We start from the raw sequence: 22,650 nt of genomic DNA on the forward strand, positions 1-22,650 counted from the left end.
TCCCCGGCAACGGAGGGCGCACCCCGGTGAACTCAGCGGTTCTTGAAACTCGCCTTGCGCTTCTCGGCGAAGGCGGCCATGCCTTCCTTCTGGTCTTCCAGCGCGAAGGATGAGTGGAAGACGCGGCGCTCGAAGAGCAGGCCTTCGTTGAGCGACGACTCGAAGGCGCGATTGACCGATTCCTTGATCATCATCACCACCGGCAGCGAGTAGCCGGCAATGGTCGTCGCCGCCTTCAGCGTTTCTTCGAGGAGTTGATCGGCCGGGATGATGCGGGCGACGAGGCCGGCTTTCTCGGCTTCGACGGCATCCATCATCCGGCCGGTCAGGCAGAGGTCCATCGCTTTGGCCTTGCCGACGGCGCGCGGCAGGCGCTGCGTGCCACCGGCGCCGGGCAGGGTGCCGAGCTTGACTTCCGGCTGGCCGAACTTGGCGGTGTCGGCGGCATAGATCATGTCGCACATCATCGCCATCTCGCAGCCACCGCCCAGCGCAAAGCCGGCCACCGCCGCGATGACCGGCTTGCGCGTCGTCTTGATGCGCTCCCAGTTGCGGGTGATGAAGTCGGTCTTGTAGGCGTGCATGTAGTCGAAATCCTTCATGAAGCCGATGTCGGCTCCGGCGGCGAAGGCTTTCTCATTGCCGGTGATGACGATGCAGCCGATCGCTTCGTCGGCTTCGAAGGCATCGATCGCCGCGCCGATGCCGTCGACCACGTCGTTGTTCAGCGCATTCATCGCTTCCGGACGGTTGATGCGGATCAGGCCAACCTTGCCGTGGGTTTCAACCAGAACTACCTGTGTCATCTCTGCTCTCCAAAAAAATGGCCGCTCCGGGGTGCTCCCGGCGGCTCACGTTGAATCAATGCTTGTCCCGGCCATGGCCGAAAGGCGGCAGTTTAACCCGCCCCGGCCGACCATGCCGATGGCTTGCTCAGCGATCGTCGAAACTGACCACCAGTTTCCGGGTCGTCGCCCGGGCCTGGCAACTGAGCACGAAGCCCTGTTCCATCTCGGCGCTTTCCAGCGTGAAGTTCTTGTCCATCACCACCTCGCCGCACAACACCTTGGCCCGGCAGGTGCAGCAGACGCCGGCCTTGCACGAGAAGGGCAGATCGAGGCCGGCATTCAACGCGGCATCGAGGACATGCTCGTCGGCGCCGATCTGCAGCTCATGCTCCTTGCCGTCGAGCACGATGGTCAGCGCGATGTCCTTGGCAGCCTGCGTCCGGGTCGCCGCCGCATCGGTATCGGCCTGCACCTTGGCGGCCATTGCCGGGCCGCTGGTGAAGCGCTCGGCATAGACGCGGCTGGCCGGCACGCCGGCGTCGATCAGCGCCTTCTCGGTGGCTTCGATCATCGCTTCCGGGCCACAGATGAAGACTTCGTCCATGCTCTTTACCGGCAACAGGGCATCGATTACCGCTTGCACCTTGGCGCCGTCGATGCGGCCCTGCAGGAGGTCAACCTCCTGGGCTTGGCGGGAGAGGATGTGGATCAGCGTCAGGCGGTCCGGGTAACGGTCCTTCAGATCCTGCAGCGCTTCGTTGAACATCACGCTGGACATCCGGCGATTGCCATAGACCAGCGTGAATTTCGATTCCGGCTGCTCTTCCAGCGTGCTGGCGGCAATCGACAGGATCGGCGTGATCCCCGAACCGGCGGCGAAGCCGACGCGATGGATGGCGCGCTGCTTCTTGACGATGAAGCGGCCGTCCGGCGGCATCACGTCGAGCGTCGCACCGGCCTTCAGGGTTTGCGCCGCCCAGTTGGAAAACAGGCCGCCTTCGACCGGGCGGATGCCGATTTCCAGCTCGCCGGCCTTGGCCAGCCGGCTGCGCGGGCTGCTGATCGAGTAGGTGCGGCGAACATCCTGGCCATTGATTTGAGTACGCAGCGTCAGGAACTGGCCGGGCTGGAAACTGAAGGCTTCGCGGGCGGCGGCCGGGATGGCGAAAGTGACCGCCAGCGAGCCGGCCGCTTCGGGGCTGACACGCTTGACGGTGAGTTCATGAAAGCGGGGGGCGGACATGTCGTTATGCTCCGAAAATCTAATATGGCTTGAAATAATCGAATGGTTCCTGGCAGTCGAGGCACTTGTAGAGTGCCTTGCAAGCCGTTGAGCCAAAGTGTGAGGATTCGACGGTGTGGCTCGAGCCGCATTGCGGACAGGGCACGACAGCCGCCGTGGCCGGGCGGGCCATGAAGCGCACCACCGAGCTGCCGGCCGGTGTCTGGTGGGGTGGGGCGATGCCGTAGGCGCGCAGCTTTTCCTTGCCGGCCTCGCTCATCCAGTCGGTCGTCCAGGCCGGGGCCAGCTGGGTGACGACGCGGGCGACAATGCCCTGGGCGAGCAGCGTCGCCCGCACGTCGTCCTCGATCTGGCCCATCGCCGGGCAGCCGCTGTAGGTTGGCGTGATGACCACCTCCAGGCCGTCCGGCCCCTGGCGCACGTCGCGCAGGATGCCGAGATCGCGCAGCGAAATGACCGGGATTTCCGGGTCGGCCAGATCGGCCAGCGCGGCCCAGGCGGCCTCGACGCTCGTCGTCATCGCCTTACCAGTTTCCGTTCGGATGGGCCCGGGCGAGGCTCTGCATTTCGGCGAGGAGGAAGCCGAGATGCTCGGAATGCAGGCCCTTCTTGCCTTCCGGTACATAGCCGCCGAGCGCCGGGCGGTGCAGCGTTGCTTCGGCCAGCGCGGCATCGACGAGGCCGTCCCAGTCGGCCTTCAGGCTCTGCGGATCGATGCCGATACCGGCCGCGATGGCCGCCGCTTCGGCCGGGCTGCTCGCCCAGAATTCCTCGGTGTAGGGCAGCAGGTGATCGAGCGCCGCCTGGGTCCGGGCATGCGATTCATCGGTACCGTCGCCGAGGCGGACCAGCCAGTCGCGGGAATGGCGCAGGTGATAGCGCACTTCCTTCAGCGACTTGGCGGCGATCGCCGCCAGATCGGCATTGGCCGACTTTTCGAGCGCTTCCCAGAGCAGCGCCATCAGCGCGCTGTAGAGGAAGTTGCGGACGATGGTCGTGCCGTAGTCGAGGCTGGCCTGGGCGTAGCCGGAAAGCGGGCCGTGGTGCGGCAGTTCGAGCAGCGTGTAGTTGCGGAACTCGCCGGTGTCGCGGAAATAGGCCAGCTTGTCTTCCGTGCAGTCGCCGCCCTTGAGCGTCGCGACCAGCTGATAGAGCAGGCGGGCCTGGCCGATCAGGTCGAGGCTGACGTTGGACAGCGCGATGTCTTCCTCGAGGATCGGGCCATGGCCGCACCACTCGGCATTGCGCTGGCCGAGGACCAGGGCATTGTCGGCGAGGTGCAGCAGGTAGTCGATGGCGGCGCTCATTACATGTGCCCCACTTCTTCCGGGATGTCGTAGAAGGTCGGGTGGCGGTAGATCTTGTCGGCCGCCGGGTCGAACAGTTCGCCCTTTTCGTCCGGGTTGCTGGCGGTGATCGCCACCGAGGGCACGACCCAGATGCTGACGCCCTCCTGCCGGCGGGTATAGACGTCGCGCGCCATGTCCAGCGCCTGGGCGGCGTCGGCGGCGTGCAGGCTGCCGCAGTGCTTGTGTTCGAGGCCCTGCTTGCTGCGGACGAAAACTTCCCAGAGCGGCCATTCTTTCAATGCGGTAGTCATGCTGCCTCCTTAGTGGCGCGTTCTTGCTGTTTGCTGTGGTGGGCCAGCGCGGCATCGCGCACCCACTGTCCTTCGTTGTAGGCCTTGACGCGGGTCGCCAGGCGTTCCTTGTTGCATGGGCCGTTGCCGTTCACCGTCGCCCAGAATTCGTCCCAGTCGATCGTGCCGTAGTCGTGGTGCTGGCGTTCCTCGTTCCATTTCAGATCGGGGTCGGGCAGCGTCACGCCGAGTACCCTGGCCTGCGGCACGGTGGCATCGACGAATTTCTGGCGCAGCTCGTCGTTGGTCACCCGCTTGATGCCCCAGCGCATGCCTTGGGCGCTGTTCGGGCTGTCGGCGTCGGGCGGTCCGAACATCGCCAGGCACTTCCACCACCAGCGATTGACGGCATCCTGGACCATCGCCTTCTGTTCCTCGGTGCCGGTCATCATCACCAGCAGCGCTTCGTAGCCCTGGCGCTGGTGGAAGGATTCTTCCTTGCAGACGCGCACCATCGCCCGGGCGTAGGGGCCGTAGGAGCAGCGGCAGAGCGGGATCTGGTTCATGATCGCGGCGCCGTCCACCAGCCAGCCGATCACGCCGACGTCGGCCCAGGTCAGGGTCGGGTAGTTGAAGATCGAGCTGTATTTGGCGCGCCCGCTGTGCAGGCCGTCGAGCATCTGGTCGCGGCTGGTGCCCAGCGTTTCGGCGGCGGAGTAGAGGTAGAGGCCGTGGCCGCCTTCGTCCTGGACCTTGGCGATCAGGATGGCCTTGCGCTTCAGGCTGGGGGCGCGGGAAATCCAGTTGCCTTCCGGCAGCATGCCGACGATTTCGCTGTGGGCGTGCTGGCTGATCTGGCGCACCAGGGTCTTGCGATAGGCGTCGGGCATCCAGTCCTGCGGCTCGATCCGCCCATCGGCGTCGATGCGGCTGTCGAACGCCGCCTGCAGGGCGGCATCTTCAATGGCTGGAGCCAGTGCGACGGTCTTCGCGCCGGGTGTGTCCGGGACGTTGAAAGACTGTGTGTACATGAGTATCTCCTTGGGGTTGGGCCGGTTCCGGGCGGGCCGGAACCGGTTTGTCGTTGTTGCCTGCTGCTCCGACGGCTTACGGGACCAGGGTCCAGTCGCCGTTCTTGACTTCGAGCATGCGGAAGGCGGTCAGGTCGAGGCCCATGTGGTCGGTCGCCGACATGTTCACGATGCCGCCGGTGCCGATGTAGCCCTTGGTCGCTTCGATGGCGTCGCGGACCTTGGCCTTGTCGGTGCTGCCGGCGCGCTTGATGGCATCGACGGCGAGCATCAGGCCGTCATAGGCATGGCCGCCGAAGGACGAGACGTCGGTCTTCCACTTGTCGCTGAAGGACTTGGAGTAGGCGGTGACGATCGGCTTCTGCGGGTCCTTGGCGTCGAGCTTGCTGGCCACCAGCAGGGCGGCGGCCGGCAGGCGGATGCCTTCGGCGGCCGGCCCGGCCAGCTTGATGAACTCTTCCGAGGCGACGCCGTGCGCGTGATAGAGCGGCAGCGTGATGCCCAGTTGCTTGTAGTTCTTGGTGGCGATCGCCGGACCCTGGCCGAGACCGAAGATGAACACGCCCTGGACGCCGGCGGTGTTCTTGATCTTGGTCAGCTGCGGGCTCATGTCGGTGTCCTTGGGGCCGTAGGTCTCGTTGGCGACCAGCGTGATGCCGTACTTGGCGGCGACGCCTTCGGTCTCCTTCTTGCCGGACTGGCCGAAACCGGAGGACTCGGAGAGCAGGGCGACCTTGCTGATGCCGCGCTTCTTCATGTCCTCGAAGACCTTTTCAGCGGCCATCCGGTCGGTGTGCGGCGTCTTGAAAACCCACTTCTTGACCGGCTCGACGATGACCACGGCGCCGGCCAGCGAAATGAACGGGATGCCGGCCTTGTCGACCAGCGGGGCGGCCGACATGGTGGCGCCGGTCGTCGTGCCGCCGACCAGAATGTCGACCTTGTCGTCGTCGATCAGCCGCTTGGTGAAGCCGTTGGCCTTGCCGGCATCGCTGCCGTCGTCGTAATGGACCAGTTCGAGCGGACGACCGAGCAGGCCGCCCTTCTTGTTGATGTCCTCGACGTACATCTGCAGCGTCTTCAGTTCCGGGTCGCCGAGGAAGGCGGCCGGACCGGTGACCGACAGCACGGAACCGATCTTGATCGGCTCGGCGGCGACGGCGGCAAAGGCGCCGAGGACCAGGGCGGTACCGGCAACGAGCTTCTTGATGCTGTGCTTCATGGTTAGTCTCCTCTGTTGTAATGGGGTCAAACGCGCTCGATCACCATGGCGATGCCTTGCCCGACACCGATACACATGGTGCACAGGGCGTAGCGGCCGCCACGGCGTTTGAGTTCATAGGCGGCGGTGGTGACCAGCCGGGCGCCGCTCATGCCGAGCGGGTGGCCGAGCGCGATCGCGCCGCCGTTGGGATTCACATGCGCCGCATCGTCGGCCAGGCCGAGGTCGCGCAGCACCGCCAGACCTTGGGCGGCGAAAGCTTCGTTGAGCTCGATGACGTCCATCTGGTCGAGCGTCAGGCCGGTCTGCGCCAGCACCTTGCGCACCGCCGGGGCCGGGCCGAAACCCATGATCCGGGGCGGCACGCCGGCCGTCGCCATGCCGACGACGCGGGCCAGTGGCTTGAGGCCATACTGGCTGGCGGCGGCACCGGAAGCCAGCAGCAGCGCGCAGGCGCCGTCATTGACGCCGGAGGCGTTGCCGGCGGTGACGGTGAGTTCGGGGCCATTGACGCCCTTCAGCTTGGCGAGCATTTCCAGCGTCGTTTCCGGCCGCGGATGCTCGTCGGTATCGACCACTTTCGCCTCGCCCTTCTTCTGCGGAATGAGCACCGGCACCAGCTCGTCGGCGAAGCGGCCGGCCGCCTGGGCGGCGGCCCAGCGCTGTTGCGAGCGGACGGCGAAGGCATCCTGGTCGGCGCGCGAAATGGCGAACTCGGCTGCCACGTTGTCGGCCGTCTGCGGCATCGAATGCGTGTCGTAGAGCTTCTTCATCAGCGGGTTACTGAAGCGCCAGCCGATGGTCGTGTCGTAGATCGCCGCGTTGCGCGAGAAGGCCGATTCCGCCTTGCCCATGACGAAGGGGGCGCGTGACATGCTTTCGACGCCGCCGGCGATCATCAGCGACGTTTCGCCGGACTTGATCGAGCGGGCGGCCAGGCCGACCGCATCCATGCCGGAACCGCACAGGCGGTTCACCGTGGTGCCCGGCACTTCGATCGGCAGTCCGGCCAGCAGGCCGGACATCCGGGCGACGTTGCGGTTGTCTTCGCCGGCCTGGTTGGCGCAGCCGTAGATGATGTCATCGACGACCGTCCAGTCGACCTGCGGGTTGCGTTCCATCAGCGCCTTGAGCGGAATGGCGCCGAGGTCGTCGGCACGCACGCCGGAGAGGGCGCCGCCGTAGCGGCCGATCGGGGTGCGGATGGCGTCGCAGATAAAAGCTTCAATCATTTTTTAGGATCCAGGATCGAGTTGTTAGGATCGAGTGGTTTTGCTAGTAGCTAAGAGCTAGTAGCTAACTACTGCTGTTTGGGTCGTTCATCGAGCACGCGCTTGGCTTTGCCGGTCAGCGTGCGGGGGATGGAGTCATGCTCCATGACGGTGATCCGCGTCGAGATGCCGATGATCGTCTTGATGTGGTGCTGCAGTTCCTTGCTGATCGTCTGGATCTCGCTCGGCGACAGCTTGCCGGACAGTTCGCGCTGCAGTTCGCAGCGCACTTCGACGTTGTCGAGATGGCCGTCGCGCGTCAGCAGGATCTGGTAGGTGCCGGCCAGCCGCGGGTCGCGCAGGATCTGTTCCTCGATCTGGGTCGGGAAGACATTGACGCCGCGGACGATCAGCATGTCGTCGGAACGCCCGGTGATCTTGCCGATCCGGCGGAACGAACGGGAGGTCGGCGGCAGCAGGCGGGTCAGGTCGCGGGTCCGGTAGCGGATGACCGGGAAGGCTTCCTTGGTCAGCGAGGTGAACACCAGCTCGCCTTCCTCGCCGTCGGGCAGCACTTCGCCGGTTTCCGGGTCGATGATCTCGGGGTAGAAATGGTCTTCCCAGATCACCGGGCCGTCCTTGCTCTCGATGCATTCGCAGGCGACGCCGGGGCCCATCACTTCGGTCAGGCCGTAGATGTCGATGGCGTCGATGCCGAGCTTGCGTTCGATCTCATGGCGCATCCCTTCGCCCCACGGCTCGGCGCCGAAGATGCCGACCTTCAGCGAGATGTCGGCCGGCTTGATGCCGAGCCGCTCGAATTCCTCGGCGATGACCAGCGAGTAGGACGGCGTGACCATGATCGCGTCCGGCTTGAAGTCCATGATCTGCTGCACCTGCTTTTCGGTCTGGCCGCCGGACATCGGCACGGCGCAGCAGCCGGCGCGTTCGATCCCGTAATGGGCGCCGAGGCCGCCGGTGAACATCCCGTAGCCGTAGGCGTTATGCACCATGTCGCCGGCCCGGACGCCGGCCGCGCGCAGCGAGCGGGCGATCAGGTCGGACCAGTTGTCGATGTCCCTGGTGGTGTAGCCGACGACCACCGACTTGCCGGTCGTGCCGCTCGAGGCGTGCAGGCGGGCCACCTTGGCGCGCGGCACGGCAAACAGGCCGAACGGATAGTTGTCGCGCAGGTCGAGCTTGGTCATGAACGGGAACTTGCCGATATCGGCCAGCGTCTTCAGGTCGTCCGGGTGGATGCCCTTGTCCAGGCACTTGCGGCGATACGGCTCGACGTTGTCGTAGGTGTGGCGCACCGACCATTTCAGGCGCTCCAGTTGCAGCGCGGAAATCTCGTCGCGGCTGGCGCTCTCGATCGGCTCGAGGTCGCCGGGCAGGGGTTTTTTGACAGTCATGGTTATCTCCTCTGTTGGTTGTTAGCTGTTAGTCGTTAGTAGCTGGAGTTGTTAGCGGGTTTGCTAGCAACTCTTGCCTCCTAACAACTAGTTGCTGCCGTTTGCAGTCCGGCGATGACTTCGCCGCTGATGCGATAGCTCTTGCCGCGGAACAGCGCAACGGTCCGGCCGTCGGCGGTACGCACCGTGACGTCATAGACGCCGGTGCGGCCTGATGCCGACTGTTCGATGGACTCGGCTTCGAGCGTTTCGCCTTCGCGGGCCGGGGCCAGAAAGTCGATGTGGCAGGCCGAAGCCACCGTGTTCTTGTTGTAGCTGTTGCAGGAATAGGCGAAGGCGGTGTCGGCTAGGCTGAAGATCATGCCGCCGTGGCAGATGTGGTGGCCATTGACCATGTCGCCGCGAACCGCCATGGTGAGCAGGGCCTTGCCCGGCTGGACGCGGACGATCTTCATGCCGAGCGCCTGGGCGGCGCGGTCGCGCGCCCACATCGCCGTGGCGGTGGCATCAGCCAAGGTCTGGGCTTCTTCGGCGGTCGGTTTGGGGTGATGTTCAGTCATGGATTTTCTTTCCGGCAAAAACGGCGCGCTGGATCAGCGGCGAGACGCGGTAGCGGTCTTCGCCGTAGCTGGCGCCGAGATGGGTGAGGACATTGCGGATGTTCGGCAGGCCGACCTGATCGGCCCAGGCGAGTGGTCCCTGGGGATAATTGACGCCGAGGCGCATCGCCGAATCGGCGGCGGCAGCCGAGCAGACGCCCTGATTGACGGCATCGGCCGCCTCGTTGGCGAGCATGGCGACGCTGCGCATGACGGCCAGGCCGGGAATGTCGGCGAAACGCGAGACGGCGAAACCGGCTGCCTGGAGTAGACCGCAGGCGGCGTTGGCGGCCTCCGGGTCGCACTGTTCGGCAACGGCGATGGCCAGGCGCGTGGCCTTGCCGTAGTCGAGGGCGAGGTCGATCAGCACGGTGTTGGCGACGCCGCTCTCGGCTGCCCGTTGCGTGGCGCTGCGGCCGTCGGTGACGTAGAGCGCGGCGCGGCCGATCTCGGCGATCCGGCCACCGTTTTCAGGGACACGGCTGAACGACAGGCTGCAGTGATGCAGTCGGTCGACCAGCGCTTCGGCGGCCGCCGATTCGCCGACGATGCTGATCTTGCCGACCGGCGTCTGGGCCGCTTCGCTTTGCGGCACGGCTTTCACGGCACCCTCACGGTAATCGTAGAAACCGCGGCCGCTCTTCTTGCCGAAGAAGCCGGCATCGACCAGCTCCTGCTGCAGCAGCGAGGGCAGGAAGCGCTGGTCGTGGTAGAAGGCGCGCCACACCGAGTTGGTCACGGCGAAATTGACATCGTGGCCGATCATGTCCATCAGCTCGAACGGCCCCATGCGGAAACCGCCGGCCTCGCGCAGCACGGCGTCGATCGTGGCGTAGTCGGCGGCGCCTTCCTGGGCCAGGCGCAGGGCCTCGGCGTAATAGGGGCGGGCGACGCGGTTGACGATGAAGCCGGGCGTCGATTTGGCATGCACCGGGGTCTTGCCCCAGGCGGCGGCGGTGGCGAACAGCGTCGCGGCGACGGCCGGTTCGGTGGCCAGACCGGAGACGATTTCGACCAGCGCCATCAACGGTGCCGGATTGAAGAAGTGCAGGCCGGCCAGCCGTTCCGGGCGCTGCAAGGCGGCGCCGATGGCGGTGACCGAGATCGACGAGGTGTTGGTGCCGAACAGGCAGTCGGGGCCGACGATGGCTTCGAGGTCGGCGTAAAGCTTCTGCTTGGCTGCGAGGTTCTCGACGATGGCTTCGACGACCAGGCCGGCATCGGCCAGATCGGCCAGTTGCTCGACCGGGATCAGGCGGGCGCCGGCCGCCTGCGCGGCTTCGGCGCTCAGCTTGCCCTTGGCGGCGAGCTTGGCGAACTGGGCACGAATGCCGTCGACCGCCTTTTCGGCAGCGCCGGGGCGGTTGTCGAGCAGCTTGACCGGGTGGCCGGCAGCCGCCGCGACCTGGGCGATGCCGGCGCCCATGGCGCCGGTGCCGACCACCGCGATGACGGTTTGTTGGGGTAGGGGTGGGTGACTCACGCCTTCACTCTCCGGTGAAATTCGGCGCACGTTTGGCCATGAAGGCGGCGACGCCCTCGGCGTAATCCGGGCTCCAGCCCAGTTCGCGCATGAAGCCGCCTTCGAAGGACAGTTGCTGCTCCAGCGTGTGGCCGGGGGCGGCATGCATCGCCTGACGGGTGCGGACCAGTGCCTTGGTCGGGGCGGTGGACAGTTGTTTGGCGATGGCATCGACCGTCGCCGCGAACTCGGCGTCCTCGACGCATTGCCAGATCAAACCCCAGGCGGCGGCCTTCTCGGCCGGCAGCTTCTCGGCGAGCAGGGCGAGGCCCATGGCGCGGGCCATGCCGACCCGTTGCGGCAGGAACCAGGTGCCGCCGGTGTCGGGAATCAGGCCGATCTTGCTGAAAGCCTGCAGAAAGGAAGCCGACTTGGCGGCGATCACCAGGTCGCAGGCCAGGGCGACCGAGGCGCCGGCCCCGGCAGCGATGCCGTTGACCGCGGCGATGGTCGGCACGCGCAGGTTCTGCAGACGGAGCACCAGCGGCTTGTAGTTGCGTTCGACGGTATTGCCGATGTCCGGCATCTTGCCGGCCTGCATCTGCATGGCCCGGTCCCCGAGATCCTGCCCGGCCGAGAAGCCGCGTCCGGCGCCGCTCAGCACCAGCACGCGGATCGCCGTGTTGTCCTGAACGTGGTCGAGGGCGGTGCGCAGCTCGGCGTGCATGGCGTCGGTGAAGCTGTTCAGCTTGTCCGGCCGGTTCAGCGTCAGGCGGGCGATGCCGTCGGCGACTTCAAAGGTGATGTTGTCAAAGTTCATGGGCTGTCCTCAAACGTGGTAGCGGCGCTGGACGACGCGGAAGCGGTTGGCGACGAAGGCGGAGTCGGCGTAGGAGGCGTTGGCCGACGGGTTGCCGCCGGTGCCGTGGTAGTCGGAGTAGGCCGTCGACTGATTGACGAAGACGCCGCCGGTCAGGTTGATCGACAGCGCGACCTTGGAACGCCAGGTGGCGGCGGTCATCGCCTCGATCACTTCGGGCCGGGTCGAATAGATGCCGGCGGTCAGCGCGCCGTGCGTGCTGATGATGCGTTCGGACAGGGCGATGGCGGCGGCGGTATCGGCCACCTTGACGATGAAGCTGATCGGCCCGAAACGCTCTTCCATGTACTTGGCTTCTTCGCCGGCAGCACAGGCGAGGAGCACCGGGGTGCGCACTTCGGCCTTGGGGAAATCGGGGTTTTCCAGCCGGGTCGGGGCGAGGATGACCGTGCCCAGCTTGCCGGAACCGGCTTCCTCTATGCGCTTCAGCGTATCGGCCGACTGGATGGCGCCGAGCACGGCGAAGGCGACTTCCGGCTTGGCCAGGAAACCGGTGACGGCATTGGCCAGGTCGCGACAGATCTCGTCGTAGGACTTGTGGCCCTCTTCGGTGTCGATGCCGGCGGCCGGCACCAGGATGGCTTGCGAGGTGGTGCACATCTGGCCGGAGTAGAGCGACAGCGTGAAGGCCAGGTTGCCAAGCATCTTGCGGTAGGCATCGGTCGAGTCGATGACGATGTTGTTGACGCCGGCCAGCTCGGCATAGACCTGGGCCTGCCGGCAGTGGTCGATCAGCCATTGGCCGAAGACATTGCCGCCGGTGAAGTCGACCGACTTGACGGCCGGGTGGGTGACCAGCTGCTGGGTGGTTTCGCGCTTGTCGGTGACGCACAGCGTGACCAGGTTGGGATCGATGCCGTTTTCGGCGAGCACGGCGCGGATGGTGCGGACGGTGATCGCCGCCGGCAGAATGGCGTTGCTGTGCGGCTTGACGATTACCGCGTTGCCGGTGGCCAGCGCCGCGAACAGGCCGGGGTAGGTGTTCCAGGTCGGGAAGGTGCCGCAGCCGACGACGACGGCGACGCCCCGCCCGACGATTTCGAAATGCTTCTTCATGACCAGCGGCGGGTTCTTGCCCTGCGGCTTTTCCCAGACCGTTTCGGCCGGCACGAAGCTCTGCTCGCGCCAGGCGTAGGCGACGGCTTCCAGGCCGCGCTCCTGGGCATGCGGCGAGCCGGCCTGGAAGGCCATCATCCAGCCCTGGCCGGTGGTCATCATCACGGCATGGGCCAGTTCGAAGCTCTGCTGGTTCAGGCGGCTGAGGATTTCGATGCAGATGCCGGTGCGGCCTTCGGCGCCGACTGCCTGCCAGGCCGGCATGGCTTGCTGGCCGGCGGCGATCAGCGCGGCGAAGTCGCAAACCGGGTATTGCACGGCGAGGGCGACCCCGTACGGCGATTGCTCGCCGCCGGTCCAGCCGCTTTCGCCCGGCTGGTTGAGCGCGAACGGCTGGCCGAGGTGGCTTGCGTAGGCTTTCTTGCCGTCGTCCGGCGCCGTTTCGCCATACACCTTGGGGCTCGGCATTTCATTGAAGGCCGACCAGTAGCCGCGGGTGTGGATGGCATTCAGGGCGCCGTCCAGCGTGGCGCGGTGTTTCTCGAATAGGGGGTGAGTCATTTGCTTCCTCCGGGAGTGGGGCGTTTTCTTGTCGAGAGACAGCCGGTGAAGGCCGTTCTTCGGGTAATTCGTTACCAACTATTGCTAAGACTGTTGATGAAATGTATCACGTCATTTGCTCCTGTTGTGAAGTTTTAAATGCGGGAAGTCATTCCTCGGTGCACCAAAAAATACATCAAAAACAATCATTGAATTCTGTTTTATAAGGAAAATTCAAGTGCTTTGACAGCCCCCTCGGCAAAAATGTTTCGTTCTATTTTCACAAAGCGATACAAAAAGCGTTGACTAATCGAATGAATGTGTAACATGATGCTTCCACGGCAGCCTGCTTCGGGCTGACCTTCTACCTGACGATCCGACCTGAGGAGGAGACACACATGGCAAGTAATAAAGAGCGTTTCGCGGACAAGATGGAATTTCCGCCGGCTACACCGCAGCCGAACATTTATCCGCTGTCCTGGAACAGCAAGACCAAGAAGTTGCAGGAAGTCTGGGAAGCCTCGTTGCGCGAGAACTGGGATCCGGAAAAGCTGCCCTGGGATACCCTGGATGTGGACAGCTACACCTGGGAAGAGCGCGAATCCATCGCCTACTGGTGGAGCCTGCTGTCGGTATTCGACGCCTCGGCACCGCCGGTGTTCGCCGAAGCGCTGATCAAGACCTATGAAGTGCATGAGGAAGATCCGGTCCGCAAATGCTTCTTCTCGGTCACCCGCGACGAACAGAACCACGAGATCATGTGCGGCCTGGCCATTACCAAGCTGCTCGGCCATCCGGACCCGCTGACCTACGTGCCGAAGACCGACCTCGGCAAGCGCCTGCAGAAGAATGTCGCCTGGCTGTATTTCAACGGCGGCCGCTACTGGACCGGTTACAAGCAGGCGGTGCCGAAGTACGACCTGGCCGTCCTGTTCAGCTCCTTCCTGATGGGCGAGATCGCTGCCGCGACCATCTTCAAGCAGATGTTCGACAACTCCCGCGAACCCGTCTTCAAGGAGGGCTTCAAGAACATCGGCCGTGACGAAGGCCGGCACATGGCCATCTGCATGGCGGTGATGGAGCGCGACTATCCGGGCCTCGACGAATCGACCAAGGCCGTCGTCACCAAGCAGATCCGCGCCGGTTACCTGTTCCTGTCGGCCGTGCTGTTCGAGCCACCGATGGAATTCTGGGACCTCCCGGCCGACTTCATCGGCAACCAGCGGGAAGCCGAAGAAGTGGCACGCGGCGCCGGTTTCGGCATCCCGAGCTACGAAGCCAAGCTGGAAAACTGGCGTAATGCGATGCTCAACCTGAAGGGCGTGCTCGACCGCTACAACATTCCGTTCCCGGCCATTCCGGAAGTCGGCATCTCCGGCCAGGAAGTGTCGGAAATCGACATGGAAGACATCATTCCGGTCTTCTAAGCAGCCATAAGAAATGCTGCCGGCCGGTGCTCCGCAAGGGGTGTCGGCCTTGCCGCAAGAGAGAGACGAATAGACAAAGGGGAAGAAAATGGCTCGTATCGTGATGCAGCCTTCGGGCAAGTCGGTCGATTGCAACTACGGCGACACGGTTTTGATGGCGCTCGAAAAGGCCGGCTACGCGCTGCCCAACAACTGCCGGGCCGGCGCTTGCGGCGAGTGCAAGGTCAAGGTCACCGGCGGCCAGTTCGACCAGGGCATGGTGCTCGACATGGCGCTGTCGCAGGACGAGCGCAAGCAGGGTTACGGCCTGATGTGCATGGCCAAGCCGATTTCCGAGGAACTGGTCATCGAATGGGGCACCCTCGATGCCCGGCCCAAACTCTTCCCGCCGCGCGAAGACGCGCTGTTCGTGGTGACCGACAAGCGCCCGGTCGCGGCGCGCGTCGTTGAAGTGCGGATGCGCCCGGTCGGCCAGCCGATCCGTTACTGGCCCGGCCAGTACGTCACGGTCGGCAATCCACGCGCCGACGTGCCGGCCCGCGCCTACTCGATTTCCAACGCGCCGCGCCCGGATGGCGAACTGGTGCTGCAGGTGGCCCGCGCCGAGGGCGGCAAGACCAGCAACTGGATACACGACAGCCTGAATATCGGCGACAGCCTGAAAATTTCCGGCGCCTACGGCACCTTCATCGGCGACCCGGCGGTCGATACGCCGGTTCTCTGCCTGGCCGCCGGTACCGGCCTCGCGCCGGTCCTGGCGCTGGCCGAAGCCGCCTTGCGCCGCGGTTTCCGCAAGCCGGTGACGATGCTCTTCTCGGCGCGCACCAAAGAAGACGTGTACAGCCAGGGGATGATGGCCTGGTGGCGTACCAAGCATCGCAATTTCGACTACAAGGTGACGCTGACCCGCGAAACCGCCGAAGGCTATCTGGCCGGCCGGGTGGACGCGGTGTTGCCGAAAATGTTTCCCGACCTGTCGAAACACACCATCTTCGTCGCCGGCAGCCCGGAGTTCGTCGAAACCTGTGTTGCCACCATCAAGAAACTCGGCGCCCGGGACGATTTGATCCACACCGAAGGCTTCTTCGCGCAGCAGCAACCGGTGACGGCCGATGCCGATCACCTGTTGCCAGCCTGATTTGATGCCCTCCGCCCTGTTCAGTACCGGGTGGAGTCGCTAACATGCGCAGATTCTCCGTTGCAGCCGATACAGTGATTCAACCGATCAAGACCCGCCTCGACGATTTTCGGCAACAAACCCGCGTCCAGGCCGGTTCGCTCATCATCTCCATGTTTGGCGACGCCATCCTGCCGCGTGGCGGGCGGGTCTGGCTCGGCAGCCTGATCCGTCTGCTCGAACCGCTGGAACTCAACGAGCGGCTGGTTCGCACCTCGGTCTTTCGGCTCGCCAAGGAAGAATGGTTGCGCACCGAAACGGTCGGCCGGCGCGCCGACTACGTGCTGACCAATTCCGGGCGGCGGCGTTTCGAAGAGGCCTCGCGCCACATCTACGCTTCGCATGCGCCGCTCTGGGATCGCCGCTGGCGGCTGATTCTGGCGGTCGGCGAGTTCGAGCCGAAGGAGCGCGAGCGACTGCGCCAGGCGCTGTTCTGGCAAGGCTTCGGGGTGCTCGGCGCCGATTGTTTCGTGCATCCCTCGGCCGATCTGACCGCCGCCTTCGATGCGCTGGTCGCCGAAGGCCTGTCAGGCTATCTCGACCGCCTGATGCCGCTGCTTGCGGCCGATTCGCGCTCCGGGCTGTCGGCCAACGACGCCGATCTGGTCCGCCGGGCCTGGAATCTCGATGCGCTGGCCAGCGCCTACAGCGAGTTCGTCGCGACCTACCTGCCGGCCCTCGCCGAATTGCGCCGCGACCGCCAGGCCGAGGTCGGCGAGGAAGACGCCTTCCTGTTGCGCACGCTATTGATCCACGACTACCGTCGTCTGCTGCTGCGCGACCCGGAACTGCCCGACGTGCTGCTGCCGGTCGACTGGCCCGGCCAGAAGGCCCGGTTGTTGTGCAAGGAACTCTACCGCCGCCTGGTGCCCGCCTCGGAGCGGCATCTCGACCACTTGCTGACGCTCGCCGACGGCACCAACCCGCCCTGCGATCCCTCCTACGCCGACCGCTTTCCCCAGGACGACCCGCTGGCCGCGATGGCGCTGTAACGGCGGCCAGGTGGAATCAGTCCGGCCGGCCGCCGATCGCCGACGGACGAGCCTGCCAGCCAGATCAAGCGGGCGGGCTGACCGGCAGGATCGGCGTGTAATCGCCGTAGCCATCCGGCCACGGGGTCAGGATGTCGAACCCGCTGTCGGTGACCAGCACGGTATGTTCCCACTGCGCGGAGAGGGAGCGATCCTTGGTTACTACGGTCCATTCGTCGGGCAAGTGCGTGATTGCCGCCTTGCCGGCGTTAATCATCGGCTCGATGGTAAATATCATCCCCGGCTCGAGCTTGAGTCCCTTGCCCGGTTGGCCGACATGCAGCACCTGCGGATCATCGTGGTAGATGGTGCCGATGCCATGCCCGCAGTATTCGCGAACGACGCTGAAGCCCTCGCGCTGGGCGACGGTCTGGATGGCATGACCGACATCACCCAGCGTGGCGCCCGGGCGAACCTGCCGAATGCCCGCCCGCATCGCTTCGTAGGTCGTTCGGACCAGGCGTTTTGCCAGCGTGCTGGGGTTGCCGACGAGGTACATCCGGCTGGTATCGCCAAACCAGCCATCCTTGATGATGGCGACGTCGATATTGACGATATCCCCATCCTTCAGCTTCTTGTCGGACGGAATTCCATGGCAAATGACATGATTGACCGACGCACAAATGGTCTTCGGGTAGCCGTGATAGCCGACATTGGCCGGAATCGCCTGCTGCACATCGACGATGTAATCGTGGCAGAGCTTGTCCAGTTGATCGGTCGTGACGCCCGCTTTGACGTGCGGGGCAATCATCCGCAAGACATCGGCCGCCAGCATGCCGGCCCGCCGGGCCATGGCAATTTCGGATTCCGTCCTTATCGTGACCTGTCCGGAAGCGCTCATGCTGCCACAACCGACAAAGCGCCATTGCCAAGCGCCTGCCCCTCGGCCTGCTGTTCCGCCTGGACAAGCAACTGGCAAATGTCGGCATAGCGCAGGTTCGGATTCAACTCGGCAAGCATCCCGACGCGAAGCCAATGCTCGGCCTGCGCATTGATCGAGCGACTCAGCGCGCCACTGGTCAGACGCAAGTTCTCATGCATCCGCTCTGAAATTTTGACGATTCCCATCAGATCACCGATATATGGTTTGTATACGGTTCGTATATTACCAGATGCGCGGCTGCGTTGGTTTCCTTCGGGCAACGTGGGGGGGCCTTGTTGCCGCTGAGTGCGGAATATCAGGTGAGTTGACCATGAATTCTCAACAATGCTGACCAGCAAATATCATGCGCCTGGCCAACTCCGCATAGTGGCAATGAAAATGCCATCAGGCAGACATCGGCCAGGAGCGGTTCCTCAGGAAGTCGCCACATATCGGACGTTGGCCCGGTCCGTATGATTGTTGATTGATAAGGAGACCGGCATCGGATAATCTCCATGTTATTCAAAAACTTACAGGCGATGCAATCGTGTCCGTATTATTAGCAATAACGCTGACGTTTCTGTACCTGAATAACTGTTGGATTGCATATGAACCCTAATCGCGCATTCGGTGTTGGATGCTTTCATTTTGGCTACCGCAAGGCGGTTCCGTATCGCTTTTCGGCGTCCGACTATGTCAGTGATGTTAAGAAGGCGTTGTCTTCGCTCTCCTCTCTGAGTGAGTTGGAAGTTTCTTTCTTCGAAGAACTGTGCGAGCCATTTGAGGTCGCCGATAAGGCGCCAAGCTTATTAGACGACGGAGATTATTTTCCGGGCGTCATGGGGCTGACTATCACCTTTACGGTTTTCATCCCATTCAGAGTTCAATCAGAACTGTTCCCGAACGAATCCGTCGAAATGCAAACGACGACGGAGACATTCCGGGTTTCAGTTCGAGACTCATTTCATGGCCCATTTAGTTTCGTTGAATGCATAGGAGCTACAGACCTATGCAGCCCATCCGATTCAGTACGCCTGCTTAGGGTCTACCTTGAACGAGAGTTCGAGAAGCTCGCTACGCCGGTTTCCTTCGAATACCTCGGGCCGTCGCCATTTCATGCTGATTTCTTCCTGCGTCCTGGCGAAGCCACTTTGGATCAATCCTTTGTGCTAGAGGAAACCAAACGACGTGGCTATAACGATCTCATTTTCAAGTACAGCCAGAACCAATCGCCCGACAAAGCACTCGACGATCTCCTTGGTGAGTTGAGTGGCGAGCTCAGCTTGTTCTACGAGATTCAGCGAAGAGCCGTTCGTTTAATGCACGCCGGAGACAACCTAACAGCTAATTGGCAAGCCCTTCAGTCAATTGCGACGCCAAGCATAGGACTATTCGATGTGCGTTCTCGAATACGCGTCCACAGAGAGGCTCAGGCTCTTGTCTCCGACGCTTATACGTTGCAGGCCCAATACGCAGTCGAAGAGCAGCAGGTTCAGCGAGACATTGCATCAACCTACGAAAAAGGGGTCGCAACGTATCTTGAAAAGTACATCTGTGATCGCAGTGAAAAACTTCCTATGTACCCTGTCGAATCGATAGTGAAATGGGGCGAGCACGTTGTGGGGTCGTCACTGAAATCGGCGGAGATTGCCGCGGTGGTCCTATCGGCGATTGGCGGCGGAATCATAGGCTCGTTGCTGACTTCACTAATGTCGCGTGGTGTATGACACTGCAATCCAACCCGGCAGTCCACACGGACGCTGCGCGATAAAGCCGCGCAGCGCCGGTGACTTCTACGTTGGGCACCCACAGCCGTACCCCTTTAGCTATTTCGTTGTTTGTTTCCACCCAGTTAGGAGCACAGAGAAAATGACCAAGTACAGAGTGACGATCAAATATGGAAATCCGGGGGAATACAAAAACGCCTCTCAATACATTACGGTCGAGGCGGAGAGTGAATCGACTGCAATGCAGCTAGCCGTCAACAAGTTCAAGAGCAGCAACGCCGCATACAGGAACAAAGAAGCAGAGGCAGTGAAGATCGAGAAGATCTAGGCAAATATGGCAATGTTCATGGGAAACCAATTCCAACGTTGGGCTTCATTAATTGCTTTAGGAGGGCATCAAGATGGAGGTTTACAAGGTTTACATCCACACCGAAGACGATCCTCATGTTTCGGAGATGGTCGTTGCAGCCTCCTCGAAAAAGGAAGCCGAGTCTCGCGCGCTTGAGCACGTCAAGAGAAGCAACCCTCACAAAGGCTACCGAACAACCGAGGAATCGAAAGACCTCACCAAGGTTCTCTATGCCAAAAAAGCTGGCACAAACGGCTGCCTTGTTATTCATAGGGTTCCGCTTGAGGTTTTCAAGCGAGTGAAAGGCATCGCCTAGTCATGCCCAACAATCAGCTCCAGCCGACCGTCGAAAAGCTACGCTTTTTGCCGTCGGCTGAGCTAGCTACAAGGGCTTCCCCATTCTCCGCAAGCGTTCTGAAGTTTTATCGTTTCATTCCTGATCCTGTTTTCCTGCTGTTCATCGATTCCTGCTGTGTTGGTGCGAGAAGGTGAAGGACTGCGGTACTACAACCGGTCATCTTGGGCTTTTGCCCGGACCCTGATGAAAGACGCGCGCGGGGGCCTCATTCGTTAGCCGGGAGTCACTTGCCTCCCCTGTAGCTAATCAGGCTCTCCCCGCGCGGGTCCAACCCGCTTCACATCAACGCTGGCAGTGCTTCGCTGGTCTTAGGCCGCCAGCGAACGGCCGGTGATTCCTTTCCTGTTTTTCCCTATCGACGCTTTTGCTTTTCCATCGCCTATTCAGTGGTGAGACGAAAATCTTCGCCATAGTGCATGACCGCCCAGGCCAGCCGCAGGTTCTTGGCGGCAATGGCGACCGCCGCTTTCCAGTAACCCCGTCGCTCAGCCAGGTTTCTGGCCCAGCGACTGAACCTATCCAGCTTCTCGCCGAGGCCGGAGAGAACGGCGCGGGCGCCCATGACGAGCAGACTGCGTAGGTAGGCATCGCCGGCTTTGGTGATCCTGCCCAGCCGGGCTTTACCACCACTGCTGTATTGGCCGGGGACAAGGCCGGCCCAGGCGGCGAGTTGCCGACCATTTTTGAAGTCGTGACCGCCGCCCAGGCTAGCGACCAGGGCACTGGCCGTGGTCGGACCGATGCCGGGGAGTTGCATCAGGCGCCGGCTGCGCTGGTCTTGTTTGGCTGCCTCGGCAATGGCTTTGTCGTCCCCCAAGAGGACTTCCTTCGGGGCGTACTCGTCGATGCGTTCATTGAGGCGGTCGGCGTGTACGAGCAGGTCGCCGACACAGCGGTTGGCCCAGCCGGGCAGTGCTTCAAGGTGGGCACCGATTTCCCGGCGCAGGCGTTCGACTTTCTGCGGCAGAACAATGCCGAACTCGCTGATCAGGCCACGCAGGCGGTTATAGAGCGCCGTGCGTTCTTCGATGAAGCCTTGCCGGGTGCGATGCAGGCAGAGGATGGCTTGTTGATCGACGTCCTTGACCGGCACGAAACGCATGTTGGGCCGGGTAACGGCTTCGCAGATGGCAGCGGCATCGGCGGCGTCGTTCTTGCCGCGCTTGCCGCTCATCCGGTAGGGTGCGACGAACTTGGGCGCCATCAGTTTGACGGTGTGACCGAAGCGACTGAACTGCCGGGCCCAGTAGTGGGCGCCGGAGCAGGCTTCCATGCCGATCAGGCAGGGTGGCAGATTGGCGACCGTCTCCAGCAATTGGCCGCGAACCACCTTGGGCTTGATGAAAACCGCCTTGCCGCTCTGGTCAACGCCATGCAAAGCGAATACATTCTTGGCGAGATCGATGCCTACGGTGACAATATTCATGGACTTCCCCTTTCGAACGAATGATTTGGTGTGGAAACTCAATCATGGCAGCAACTGCTGCCGGCGGCTTCCGCCGCTAATTCGGGACGGGGAAGTCCCTTTCATTCGTTAGAGCACCTATGGTTCGCCAACTCAACATCTTTTTTTTGGTCGCCCTGTATGCAGGAGTCGCCTTGCCCCAGACAGAGCCAACGTATGTCCTGAAGCATGGGTGGATGCAATGCAATGACGAGAGAGACGTGATCGATATCGCAGACGCGTCGTCAACGGGCACCGAATGGTTCAAGACTATTTGGGCGAAGGTCGTCAAGGGAGCATGCACAGGAGGTATGCAATTCCCGCAGCGCGTAACGTCTGTCATGGAAAAACGTACTCCGGCCGACCACACGTACTACTGCTTCAATCTCTTAGAACAGGGAGAGCTGTCCCCATCTGGAGATAGCCATATATTTCAAGTCGCCATCGGGGAACATCTATGTGCGCCAGCAAATATGGTCACCACTGTAGACGCGGAGCTAGCTGCTCGTACTGGCGACTTTGATGTTGTCGCTGACTATGATGTATTCGTTTCCGCTACGTGCCGCGAAGGTGGCCTTGTTAAGGTGCACAAGAACGACGACGGAACGTGGTTTCGCACCTCGTTTGGCTTTCCATGGAAGAGGCCATATTTCATTGTAGATGTTCCCGCCGGACAGGATCAATCAAAAGCAATCAGAGATGGCTGCAAGGGCGCCGATGTGCAATGAATGTTTTCCGTGCTCTAACCGCTCAAGCGGACCTGCGCGAAAAGCCGCGCAGGTCCGCTTAGCTCCACGTTCCTAAAGGTCCGCTTTCGCAATCGACCTAGGTCCACAAAGGGCACCCCGCTGCCGTTCCGCTTGGGCTGGTCAAGTTGATGATTTCGCCCGGTCAGATCAGATGCGATTCAGTGGTCAACACAGCACGATTCCGCAGCTGAGCGTGATGAAGGTGACTACCGCAGCTCGGAGCCCTGTTAGTTTCCGCCACGGCTTTTTCGGCCGCCAGTAATCTGCGGCAAACCCGGCCTCGACGATGGATTGGCGAATGTTGTCCAGGCCGATAAGGCGGCGGTATTCCACATTGGCTTCACCTATTTTTAGCCAAGGCAGGCAATACGTCGCCGGGCAAGGGTGAATCCGAACCCGGTTTTCCCTTTCCGACAGCCAAGACCTGATCACAGATCCCCGTTTGCCAGGTGAATTTACCGCGTGAATTTGATGCAATTTCGCACCGTAAACGTGCTTGC

At 62.5% G+C, this 22,650-nt stretch carries 23 protein-coding genes; 7 read left to right on the forward strand and 16 right to left on the reverse strand.

Going from position 1 to position 22,650, the window contains the following annotated elements; genetic code table 11:
* Positions 1-32 precede the first annotated feature (32 nt).
* The 13 genes from KI611_RS00825 to paaN all read right to left on the reverse strand — a co-directional run bounded on the left by KI611_RS00825 (position 33) and on the right by paaN (position 13,047).
* A complete protein-coding gene (locus KI611_RS00825; protein WP_226417953.1) occupies positions 33-806 on the reverse strand; it encodes an enoyl-CoA hydratase in 774 nt (257 codons plus the stop codon).
* A 127-nt stretch (positions 807-933) separates the two neighbouring features.
* On the reverse strand, positions 934-2,031 hold the full coding sequence (locus tag KI611_RS00830; protein WP_226417954.1) for a 2Fe-2S iron-sulfur cluster-binding protein: 1,098 nt from the start codon (positions 2,029-2,031) through the stop codon (positions 934-936).
* Positions 2,032-2,050: 19 nt separating this feature from the next.
* Positions 2,051-2,551, reverse strand: coding sequence for a 1,2-phenylacetyl-CoA epoxidase subunit PaaD (paaD, locus tag KI611_RS00835; protein WP_226417955.1), 501 nt, complete (start codon positions 2,549-2,551; stop codon positions 2,051-2,053).
* Between the two features lie 4 nt (positions 2,552-2,555).
* Positions 2,556-3,338, reverse strand: coding sequence for a 1,2-phenylacetyl-CoA epoxidase subunit PaaC (paaC, locus tag KI611_RS00840; RefSeq protein ID WP_226417956.1), 783 nt, complete (start codon positions 3,336-3,338; stop codon positions 2,556-2,558).
* On the reverse strand, positions 3,338-3,631 hold the full coding sequence (gene paaB / locus KI611_RS00845; RefSeq protein WP_226417957.1) for a 1,2-phenylacetyl-CoA epoxidase subunit PaaB: 294 nt from the start codon (positions 3,629-3,631) through the stop codon (positions 3,338-3,340). Before paaB ends, paaC begins: the two co-directional genes overlap by 1 nt.
* Complete coding sequence (paaA, locus tag KI611_RS00850) at positions 3,628-4,641, reverse strand: 1,2-phenylacetyl-CoA epoxidase subunit PaaA (RefSeq protein ID WP_226417958.1); 1,014 nt, start codon at positions 4,639-4,641, stop codon at positions 3,628-3,630. Before paaA ends, paaB begins: the two co-directional genes overlap by 4 nt.
* 76 nt (positions 4,642-4,717) lie before the next feature.
* Positions 4,718-5,863, reverse strand: coding sequence for an ABC transporter substrate-binding protein (locus KI611_RS00855; protein WP_226417959.1), 1,146 nt, complete (start codon positions 5,861-5,863; stop codon positions 4,718-4,720).
* Positions 5,864-5,889: 26 nt separating this feature from the next.
* Positions 5,890-7,095 carry a 3-oxoadipyl-CoA thiolase gene (gene pcaF, locus KI611_RS00860; RefSeq protein ID WP_226417960.1) on the reverse strand — a complete coding sequence of 402 codons (1,206 nt, stop codon included), beginning with the start codon at positions 7,093-7,095 and terminating at the stop codon, positions 5,890-5,892.
* A 68-nt stretch (positions 7,096-7,163) separates the two neighbouring features.
* On the reverse strand, positions 7,164-8,489 hold the full coding sequence (paaK, locus tag KI611_RS00865) for a phenylacetate--CoA ligase PaaK (RefSeq protein WP_226417961.1): 1,326 nt from the start codon (positions 8,487-8,489) through the stop codon (positions 7,164-7,166).
* An 80-nt stretch (positions 8,490-8,569) separates the two neighbouring features.
* Positions 8,570-9,049: a hydroxyphenylacetyl-CoA thioesterase PaaI gene (paaI, locus tag KI611_RS00870; RefSeq protein ID WP_226417962.1), complete on the reverse strand. Its 480-nt coding sequence runs from the start codon at positions 9,047-9,049 to the stop codon at positions 8,570-8,572.
* Positions 9,042-10,571 carry a 3-hydroxyacyl-CoA dehydrogenase PaaH gene (paaH, locus tag KI611_RS00875; RefSeq protein WP_264180083.1) on the reverse strand — a complete coding sequence of 510 codons (1,530 nt, stop codon included), beginning with the start codon at positions 10,569-10,571 and terminating at the stop codon, positions 9,042-9,044. The genes paaI and paaH overlap by 8 nt, the downstream gene beginning before the upstream one ends.
* Before the next feature lie 4 nt (positions 10,572-10,575).
* Entirely contained in the window at positions 10,576-11,370 is a 795-nt protein-coding gene (gene paaG, locus KI611_RS00880) for a 2-(1,2-epoxy-1,2-dihydrophenyl)acetyl-CoA isomerase PaaG (protein ID WP_226417964.1), read from the reverse strand.
* Between the two features lie 9 nt (positions 11,371-11,379).
* Entirely contained in the window at positions 11,380-13,047 is a 1,668-nt protein-coding gene (gene paaN, locus KI611_RS00885) for a phenylacetic acid degradation protein PaaN (protein ID WP_226417965.1), read from the reverse strand.
* A 377-nt stretch (positions 13,048-13,424) separates the two neighbouring features.
* Between paaN and KI611_RS00890 the strand changes: the two genes are divergently transcribed.
* From KI611_RS00890 to paaX, 3 genes are all read left to right on the forward strand, one after another.
* Positions 13,425-14,453, forward strand: a complete 1,029-nt coding sequence (locus tag KI611_RS00890) for a hypothetical protein (protein ID WP_226417966.1) — start codon at positions 13,425-13,427, stop codon at positions 14,451-14,453.
* Positions 14,454-14,541: 88 nt separating this feature from the next.
* Positions 14,542-15,591, forward strand: a complete 1,050-nt coding sequence (locus KI611_RS00895; protein ID WP_226417967.1) for a 2Fe-2S iron-sulfur cluster-binding protein — start codon at positions 14,542-14,544, stop codon at positions 15,589-15,591.
* A 44-nt stretch (positions 15,592-15,635) separates the two neighbouring features.
* Positions 15,636-16,622 carry a phenylacetic acid degradation operon negative regulatory protein PaaX gene (gene paaX / locus KI611_RS00900; RefSeq protein ID WP_226417968.1) on the forward strand — a complete coding sequence of 329 codons (987 nt, stop codon included), beginning with the start codon at positions 15,636-15,638 and terminating at the stop codon, positions 16,620-16,622.
* Positions 16,623-16,686: 64 nt separating this feature from the next.
* Here paaX and map read toward each other — a convergent pair whose 3' ends face one another.
* Both map and KI611_RS00910 read right to left on the reverse strand, forming a co-directional pair.
* Positions 16,687-17,502, reverse strand: coding sequence for a type I methionyl aminopeptidase (map, locus tag KI611_RS00905; protein ID WP_226417969.1), 816 nt, complete (start codon positions 17,500-17,502; stop codon positions 16,687-16,689).
* A complete protein-coding gene (locus KI611_RS00910; protein ID WP_226417970.1) occupies positions 17,499-17,729 on the reverse strand; it encodes a ParD-like family protein in 231 nt (76 codons plus the stop codon). Before KI611_RS00910 ends, map begins: the two co-directional genes overlap by 4 nt.
* Positions 17,730-18,131: 402 nt before the next feature.
* On the opposite strand from KI611_RS00910, the gene KI611_RS00915 reads away from it, so the two are divergent.
* From KI611_RS00915 to KI611_RS00925, 3 genes are all read left to right on the forward strand, one after another.
* The gene (locus tag KI611_RS00915; RefSeq protein ID WP_226417971.1) at positions 18,132-19,250 is read left to right on the forward strand and encodes a hypothetical protein; all 1,119 of its coding nucleotides are present in this window, start codon (positions 18,132-18,134) and stop codon (positions 19,248-19,250) included.
* Positions 19,251-19,392: 142 nt separating this feature from the next.
* On the forward strand, positions 19,393-19,578 hold the full coding sequence (locus KI611_RS00920; protein WP_226417972.1) for a hypothetical protein: 186 nt from the start codon (positions 19,393-19,395) through the stop codon (positions 19,576-19,578).
* A 73-nt stretch (positions 19,579-19,651) separates the two neighbouring features.
* Complete coding sequence (locus KI611_RS00925) at positions 19,652-19,915, forward strand: hypothetical protein (protein ID WP_226417973.1); 264 nt, start codon at positions 19,652-19,654, stop codon at positions 19,913-19,915.
* 421 nt (positions 19,916-20,336) lie between these two features.
* Here the strand turns inward: KI611_RS00925 and KI611_RS00930 are convergent, their stop codons facing one another.
* Complete coding sequence (locus tag KI611_RS00930; RefSeq protein ID WP_226417974.1) at positions 20,337-21,383, reverse strand: IS110 family transposase; 1,047 nt, start codon at positions 21,381-21,383, stop codon at positions 20,337-20,339.
* Positions 21,384-21,622: 239 nt separating this feature from the next.
* Here KI611_RS00930 and KI611_RS00935 point away from each other — a divergent pair, with 239 nt between their 5' ends.
* Positions 21,623-22,129 carry a hypothetical protein gene (locus KI611_RS00935; protein ID WP_226417975.1) on the forward strand — a complete coding sequence of 169 codons (507 nt, stop codon included), beginning with the start codon at positions 21,623-21,625 and terminating at the stop codon, positions 22,127-22,129.
* The last annotated feature ends 521 nt before the right edge of the window (positions 22,130-22,650 follow it).

Source organism: Dechloromonas denitrificans (genome assembly GCF_020510685.1).
GTDB classification, from domain to species: domain Bacteria; phylum Pseudomonadota; class Gammaproteobacteria; order Burkholderiales; family Rhodocyclaceae; genus Azonexus; species Azonexus denitrificans_A.